7 protein-coding genes and 2 pseudogenes are annotated in these 7919 nt (G+C 55.4%); 4 read left to right on the forward strand and 5 right to left on the reverse strand.

The window, feature by feature from the left end:
• Positions 1–95: 95 nt before the first annotated feature.
• Together FQ320_RS24765 and FQ320_RS24770 are read right to left on the reverse strand one after the other, a co-directional pair.
• Positions 96–824, reverse strand: coding sequence for an ABC transporter permease (locus FQ320_RS24765; RefSeq protein WP_148475934.1), 729 nt, complete (start codon positions 822–824; stop codon positions 96–98).
• 20 nt (positions 825–844) lie between these two features.
• Positions 845–1843 carry an ABC transporter substrate-binding protein gene (locus tag FQ320_RS24770; RefSeq protein WP_148475935.1) on the reverse strand — a complete coding sequence of 333 codons (999 nt, stop codon included), beginning with the start codon at positions 1841–1843 and terminating at the stop codon, positions 845–847.
• A 222-nt stretch (positions 1844–2065) separates the two neighbouring features.
• On the opposite strand from FQ320_RS24770, the gene FQ320_RS24775 reads away from it, so the two are divergent.
• The 4 genes from FQ320_RS24775 (at position 2066) to tdh (ending at position 6225) form a co-directional block, all read left to right on the forward strand.
• Entirely contained in the window at positions 2066–2731 is a 666-nt protein-coding gene (locus FQ320_RS24775) for a TetR/AcrR family transcriptional regulator (RefSeq protein WP_148475936.1), read from the forward strand.
• Complete coding sequence (locus FQ320_RS24780; RefSeq protein ID WP_148475937.1) at positions 2728–3492, forward strand: TetR/AcrR family transcriptional regulator; 765 nt, start codon at positions 2728–2730, stop codon at positions 3490–3492. Before FQ320_RS24775 ends, FQ320_RS24780 begins: the two co-directional genes overlap by 4 nt.
• Positions 3493–4003: 511 nt before the next feature.
• Complete coding sequence (locus FQ320_RS24785) at positions 4004–5191, forward strand: glycine C-acetyltransferase (protein WP_148475938.1); 1188 nt, start codon at positions 4004–4006, stop codon at positions 5189–5191.
• Positions 5188–6225 (forward strand): L-threonine 3-dehydrogenase, encoded by a 1038-nt coding sequence (gene tdh, locus FQ320_RS24790; RefSeq protein WP_148475939.1) that lies wholly within the window; start codon positions 5188–5190, stop codon positions 6223–6225. The genes FQ320_RS24785 and tdh overlap by 4 nt, the downstream gene beginning before the upstream one ends.
• A 237-nt stretch (positions 6226–6462) precedes the next feature.
• Here the strand turns inward: tdh and FQ320_RS24795 are convergent.
• From FQ320_RS24795 to FQ320_RS24805, 3 genes and pseudogenes are all read right to left on the reverse strand, one after another.
• Positions 6463–6615 (reverse strand): annotated as a pseudogene (locus tag FQ320_RS24795) (IS3 family transposase); the annotation flags it as partial.
• Positions 6603–7178: a helix-turn-helix domain-containing protein gene (locus tag FQ320_RS24800; RefSeq protein ID WP_148475940.1), complete on the reverse strand. Its 576-nt coding sequence runs from the start codon at positions 7176–7178 to the stop codon at positions 6603–6605. The gene FQ320_RS24800 and the pseudogene FQ320_RS24795, both read right to left, overlap by 13 nt.
• Positions 7179–7345: 167 nt before the next feature.
• Positions 7346–7691, reverse strand: a pseudogene (locus FQ320_RS24805) (integrase core domain-containing protein); the annotation flags it as partial.
• Between the last annotated feature and the right edge of the window lie 228 nt (positions 7692–7919).

A 7919-nucleotide genomic window follows, 5' to 3' on the forward strand; every position in this document is an offset into this window, starting at 1 on the left:
GAAGGCGGATAGAAAAATCTGCATGAGGATGAGGACTCCGTGAACGCAATCCCCAATTCAGAATCCATCTCGCCCTCACAGGCAAGAGCGACCGTTCACGCCTTCAGTTCCAAACGCGATTCCCCTGATTCGGCGATGAGTACTATGGCCATAAATACAAGCAGCCAGAGATGTACTTCGATCATAATCATGTATTCCCAGGCATGCTCAAAACGGGCACCGAACCCAGACCGAGCAGCGCCGAAAATTTCAGCTACGACAATGACTTTCCATGATAATGCATGAGCATTGCGCAGTGCTGAGAAAATGTAGGGGGCTACGAACGGCGCCCAGATGTTGCGCACCTGAGCTGCCAGATTGAGATGGTAGATCTGCGCCATTTCGTCCAACTCGCGGTCGGCGCTGTTCAGGCCGTCCCGCATGCCGATTGCCATGTAAGGAAACGTGATAAAGGCAACGACAAGAACGTAACCAGCTTCCGACCCTTTGAATATCGCAAGACCAAGGATTGCAGCAATCGCACTTGGGGTCCGCAAGGCAGCGATGACATAGTAGGTCAGAACATGTCCCAGAAATTTCGATCTGGACATGACGAAAGCGGCGATGACCCCTGCAACAATCCCCAATGCAAGGCCGATTACCACACGCAGCGACGTAATGCCGATATTGGTCCAAGTCTCGGATTGGGAAAGGAAGTGCGGCAAGGCGCGCAAAACATCATCAGGTCGTTCAATGAACGTCGCGCGGTCCGCCGCCAGATACCACATCGGGATCAGGAGAAGGAGGGCAGCGGTGGCCCAAGTTAATCTTTCAATTCGGGACATAACAGCCCTCCTTCGTAATCTTAGGGCCGTGGGCCGATTGCTTCTTCGAGAGTAACCATGATGCCTTCAGGGACGCTTTTAATCACGGAACCGTTTTCTGCGAGAGTTTCCAGAAACGCCTGCGCTGCTGCACGTTTTTCATCTGACCAATCGTTGCCAAAATATCCGTAGGTATTGCCGTTCTCGATGATTTGATCGAGCACTGCGTCACTGGTGATCCCCAGCTTTTCTACGATGTAAGGCTTGCGAAGAATTTCGTATTTGCTGTCTTGAAGCATGGCAATCGCTTCGTCATATGCATCGCGAACTGCATAGGCCGTTGCCGGATTCTCTTTCATCCAATCGTTGTGCATCACGATATTGGTAATCCAAGGCGCGTAGCCGCCGGTGAATTTGGAGTAATCCGCGTATGCCTGCAAAAGGTAACGACCGTCAGTGGCAACCATCGCTTCTGACACGAAGGATTCAAAGTTGAAGATCGCATCAACTTCGCCTTGTGCCAGCAACTGCACCAGTGCTGCGGGACCGACCTGCGACATTTCGTATTCTTCGAGGACGTCGAAGCCATACATCTCTTGAACGATCAGGCGGATGAAAGAGGTGGTGCCGGAATCCGCGCCGAAGTGACCTACTCGCATACCGCGCAGATCTTCAGGGGTTTGAGCGTCGGAAGATCCAGGAACCACAATCCCAAGATAGAGGTTGCCAACAGGATATACCGCAGAAACGTCGAAGCCTTCAGCGCGTGCTATGGCGACGCCAAGCATGTCGTTATCCATCGACACATCAGAGTTGCCGATCAGGAAGTTCTGAAAAAGCCCGTCGCTGGAGAGATACTCGAATTGACCCTTGAAACCATACTTTTCATCAAGGCCCTCGCCCTCAATGATCATCATTGGAACGCCGCCGATGCTTCCAGCAACCGCCTGAAGCGTTACGTCGGTTTCCTCGGCCGCGACCGGCAGTGCGAGCGCGGCAAAACAGGCGGCAAATACACCGCTCTTGAGTAGTCTGTTCATGGGTCCATCCTGTTGAGTTGTGTTCTTGAGTACGCTCACCTTATCGACGCGCTTTAATTAATCAAGTGACTAATTAATAATTTTTTGAATGGGTCGACAGTCCGTCAAATCTGTCTAGAGATACAGAGAACAACTGTTGCGTGTTGCCGGTCGGGCAGGTGAACCCTTGATGGCTTCAGGTCGGTATCGCATTGTTAAATGGAACTTATGTGGAGAGACAGTATGCTCAAAGCAAACAAGAAATTGCCCAATGAGGCGCGCCGCCCAGGTCGCCCTGAAGGTCAAACCAACCTGTCAGAAGGCATTCTTGACGCTGCCGAAGCGCTGTTTGCCGAACAGGGTTACGCTGGCACTACATTACGTCAAGTAGCCGAAAAACTGGGCGCGAATCCAGCTATGGTTGCCTACTATTTCAAGAATAAAGACAACCTTTTCAGAGAGGTCTTTACGCGTCGGGGGCACGCTATTTCCGCAGACAGGATGGAGCGTCTTGCCACTTTGAAGGCGCGCCGCAATCATGATCTACGAGATTTGGTTGCGGCCTTCATCGAGCCGGCGGCATCGTTATATCATGATCCGCAAGGAAGGGCTTTTTTGCGCCTCCATGCACGATTGCATATGGAGCCCGCTGAACTGTCATTTGAGCTACGCCGACTGGTTCATAACGAATCAACACATGCTTACGCCAAAGCTTTTGCTGACCTGTTGCCCGAGATGCCCGTGCGCGAAGTATACCAGCGACTGACATTATTGATTGGTGCCTACTTATATGCATTTTCCGGGACAAGCCGGCTGGACGAACTTTTGATTGAAGGTGATGATGACCCCATCAAAGGATTGCTTGAATCGACCATCGCATTCGGCACGGCGGGCATGCGCAGTCCATGACTGAGCAGCCACCTTCATCTGGATCAACCAGCGCCACCACCGGCCTCAAGTCATCCGAAAAAGCAGCCGTAACCGCCAAGGGAAGGCGCCGCGGACCGGGACGGCCTACGCAAGGCAAGGACCTGCGCCGAGCAATTCTTGATAGTGCTGGAATTGTCTTCGCAGAGAAGGGATTCGCTGGCGCGCGACTTCGCGAAATTGCCGCTCGATCAGACGTTAATCAGGCGCTTATCAATTACTACTTTCAATCCAAGCAGCAGCTCTTTGATCAGGTATTCGTGAGCCTTGGTAAAGAAATCACCGACCGGCGGGAAAAGTTGTTGGATGAGTTGCTGGCGAACTCAAAGCCACCCGAGGTCAAAGATCTCGTGACAGCATATCTGAAGCCGCAATGGGAGATGAAACACAGCGGTCCGCGTGGTGAGGCGTTCGTGAAACTGCAAGCTCGGATGCACGCCGAACCCGACGAGCATGCGATCCGACTTCGGCGTGAAGTCTACGACCGATCGACCAAACGCTATCGAAACGCTCTGAAGAAAGCTCTCCCCCACCTATCCGAGATCACAGTCGGCGTACGACTGGCGTTCATGATCGGGACATATTTGTTCATATTGAATGATCTTGGCCGAATTAGTGACTTGACGGAAACTAGATCTGACCCCGTCGACAAAGACGGGATGATGGAGAACCTTATTACGTTCCTTTGTGCCGGACTTGCGGCACCCGAAACGCACGCCCCCCAAACAATAAACCAGTCCTGACCTGCGTTGTTGCGCAAATCCGATCTGGGATTCACCTCTTGAATCATACCTGGTAGTCAAGCTGCGTGAGCAAAGCGACAAAGACCACCAACTGGCGCGCGCATAATAGGGCCCTGAGGCAGCGTGGCTTTCTGACCGTCTGGTGCGATCCGGACATGTCGTGGGAAGCGCGGGCGCCCGCAGGGCTAGAGCGATGCGGCGATCGTGGAGGCGCTGTGCTGGAACGATCAATCGGCTTCACAGACAAAATTGTCTCCTCGGGCAACTCCTTGCCGTTGCCTGCTAGGACGGCCTTGATCACAAGCAGTTTGTCGTCCGATGCTTGTGCCTCGGGATCTTGTCACGACGATTGGCGTTGAACTTGTGTGGCATTTCAAGAGCCCTACAGAGACCGGACCGCATCACTATCAAATCATGCGCAATCTATACAACAATGCCATCCAGAACGCCCAATATCCGCTATTGCGGAATCGTCGTGCGTCATGTTACACGCGGGACAATGGAGAACGCCATGATATCAGCATTTTCGACCCAAATCAAAGAAACCCTGCGCCAGATCGAGGCGGACGGGCTGTGGAAATCCGAACGCGAGATTACCTCCGCCCAGGCCGGCAGGATCACGGTCGGCGAGCGACAGATCGTCAACCTCTGCGCCAACAATTACCTTGGGCTCGCAAACCATCCCGATCTTGTTTCAGCGGCCACCCAAGCCCTGGAGACCCACGGTTTCGGCATGGCCTCGGTCCGGTTCATCTGCGGCACGCAGGACATGCACCGGACGCTTGAGCGCCGGTTGGCGGCATATCTTGGCAAGGATGACACCATCCTGTTCGCGGCCTGTTTCGACGCGAATGGTGGCGTGTTCGAACCCCTTCTGGGCCCGGAAGACGCGATCATTTCCGACAGTCTGAACCACGCCTCGATCATTGACGGGATCCGGCTCTGCAAGGCGAAACGTTATCGCTATGCCAATAATGACATGGACGATTTGGAAGGTCAGCTGAAACTGGCGCGTGAACAGGGCGCCCGGTTCATCATGATCGCCACCGACGGCGTGTTCAGCATGGACGGCTATCTGGCAAATCTGCCCGAGATCACCCGTCTGGCGCGGGAATACGACGCGCTTGTGATGGTTGATGATTGCCATGCCACAGGCTTCATGGGGCCGAAAGGCGCCGGAACGCCTGCGCATTTCGGTGTCGATGTGGACATCCTGACCGGGACGCTGGGCAAGGCGCTTGGCGGCGCAATGGGCGGATATATCGCAGGTGATCAGGCTGTCATCGATCTGCTTCGCCAACGGGCGCGGCCCTATCTATTTTCGAACTCGCTGGCGCCGCCGATTGTCGCGGCAAGCCTCAGGGCGCTCGACATCGTCGAAGCAGGCGACGATCTGCGCGCCCGTTTGTTCGACAATATGCGATACTGGCGCAACGGGCTTGAGGCGCTAGGGTTCACCCTTCTGAAAGGCGAGCATCCGATCATTCCCGTCATGCTGGGCGATGCGAAAGTGGCGCAGAAAATGTCCGCGCGCCTGTTCGAAGAAGGCATTTTGGCCAGCGGATTCTTTTTTCCCGTCGTGCCGAAGGGCAGGGCACGCATCCGCACACAGATGAGCGCCGACCTCACCCGTGAGGATCTGGATTTTGCGCTGGCCGCATTCGAGCGTGCCGGCAAAGCCGAGGGTTTGCTGTCATGACCAATCAGATGAAATCGCTGGCAAAGTTAAAACCCGCCGAGGGCCTGTGGATGCAGAATGCTCCGGTTCCCGAGATCGGGCCGGATGATGTGCTGATCCGCATCCGCAAGACCGGGATCTGCGGCACCGATATCCATATCTGGAACTGGGATGAATGGGCGCAAAAGACGGTGCCGGTCCCCCTGATCACCGGCCATGAGTTTTCGGGCGAGATTGTCGAGATCGGCCGCAACGTCGAAGGGCTTGATCTTGGTCAACGCTGCTCGGGCGAAGGGCATCTGATCGGCAAGCGTTCCCGCCAGTCGCGCTCGGGGCGCTTTCACCTCGACCCGACCACCCGGGGTATCGGGGTGAACGAACAAGGTGCCTTTGCCGAATATCTGCGCCTGCCTGCCTTCAATGTCATCCCGCTTCCTGACGACATTTCAGACGACATCGGTGCGATCCTCGATCCGCTGGGGAACGCAGTTCATACCGCGCTGAGCTTTGATCTGGTGGGTGAGGATGTCCTTATCACCGGCGCTGGCCCGATCGGCATCATGGCAGGCGCGGTGGCTCGTCATGCCGGGGCGCGCCATGTCGTCATCACGGACGTGAATGAAGATCGTCTCGCCTTGGCGGGGCGGATAGCAGACGTTCACACGGTAAACGTAACCACAACCGACCTGAAAGATGTGCAGGCCTCACTCAAGCTGGCGGAAGGTTTTGATATTGGCTTGGAGATGAGCGGCAATCCAGCCGCGTTCGATCAGATGGTGGGTGCGATGGTCATGGGCGGCCGCATCGCGATGCTGGGCATTCCACCGGGCAAATCCCCCGTCGACTGGTCCAGCATCGTGTTCAAGGCACTTACCATCAAAGGCGTCTATGGGCGGGAGATCTTTGAGACTTGGTACAAGATGATCGCAATGCTCCAGAATGGTTTGGATATCTCAAAGGTGATCACACACCGGTTTGCGGTCGATGATTTCGAAAAAGGCTTCGCGACCATGAAATCTGGTACCAGTGGCAAAGTCATCCTGGATTGGACGTAAAGAAGGGTTGTGGATGGCATGTTGCAGAGATCGCGCATGGCTGTAAACGCCGTACAAGTTCAACGCCAATTGTCGTGACAACCTTCCGAAACAAAAGCATCGGGTGAAAAACGGGCTGAGTACAAAAAAGGCCTACGGCGGCGCCGATGATCTGACGCTCTGGATCAGCCGAGATATACTTGGCCTGTGGTCGGCACTATCGACCTGTCGCGCTTTAGTGCCGCCGCAAGTGCTCGTTTAAGCTACCTTCCGTTCGAAAACGACAGGGCATTTCCAGCCCAAGCTCGAGTGCCTACGGCGCGGATTGTAGAAGCCGTTTATGTATTCGAAGATTACGATTTCGGCCTCGCGACGGGTTTGCCAGTTCTGACGCCAGATCAGCCCAGCTTTCTGGGATTCATGACAATAAGAACAGCGCGAGACTTGTCATCGCCCGAGATCGAGTGGGTGACGTCAGCCGCATACCGCGCCGTGTCGCCCTGGTTCAGGGTTTCCGAGGCTTCGCCGCTTATCACCGTCAGGCACCCTTCGGTGACGGTTAAATGTTCCGTTGTACCGATGGCATGTGGCTGACTTTCAAGAGCGCCCCCCCGTTCGAACGCCAGTTCATAGATCTCAAGCGAACCTGCATCTTCAGGCGGAGACAGGATCCGAACCCGGCACCCCGAATTGTTCATAGTGATGGTCGGCACCGCACCGGACCGCAGGATCGCAATTCTCGACGGTTCTTCCTTGGCTTCGAGAAGTCCGGCGAAATCGACCTGCAGCGCCCGTGTGAGATTCCACAGGGTTGATATCGTCGGGCTGCTCTCGCCCCGCTCGATCTGGCTCAGCATGGATTTGCTGACACCGGAAAGCCGTGAAACCGCTTCGAGGGACAGGGATTTGTCCAGTCGTGCAGATTTCAGCCGGGCAGGGAGTTGGGACAGTAGAGCGTCATGGTTTTTCGACATCGTGGAAATGTGCGCCGGCTGCGATGCCCGGTCAAGCGGAAAGGCGAAGATTTGCGGCGACCACACATGGGAGCGCAAGAGAGCCATGACGGGCACCGAAAACCTGTGTCCGGTGCCCGAGTTTCCTCGGAGCGGGAGATTCTGGGCTTTGCAAATGGGATCGAACACGGCAGGTAATACGGCTGTTTCTTGAACAACTGTGGTGTGAGTTTGGGCCAGTCTCTCACAGCCTGCAACGGCGCCTTGCTGCCCAAGGCTGACTTGGGAAGCTGATGATTGTAGAGCCAGACATAGCGGTGCCGCGTTGTCGCCAACTCCTCGCCGGATCGGAAGTGGTGGCTTTGCAGCACCTCCTCGATGCGGCCGTTGAACCTCTCGACCATTCCATTGGTCTGAGGCGACTTCGACGGGGTCAGGCGGTGTTCGATATCGAGTGCAGAGCCTGTCGAACTCGTACGCGCCCGTTGCGGCGCGCTTGCGCAGACCGAAGAGACGATCGGTGAACTCCTTCCCGTAACACCTTCGGAATGATGTTGATTGAGAGGCTATGACAGCCTGCGCAGCGTTCAAATTGCGCAGCAGCGGTCATAGCCGGGTCTCAGGTCCCTACAGTCGTTTTGCAACAAACCACACCGCAGAGGAGACCGACTATGACCGATATGAGCATTGCACAGGCCGAGCCTGTTTTGGTGGCGATTGACATTTCCAAAGCGCGTCATGAGGTGCTGATTGCCGTGCCCG

The sequence above is a fragment of the Oceaniovalibus sp. ACAM 378 genome (genome assembly GCF_008085915.1).
Taxonomy (GTDB): domain Bacteria; phylum Pseudomonadota; class Alphaproteobacteria; order Rhodobacterales; family Rhodobacteraceae; genus Oceaniglobus.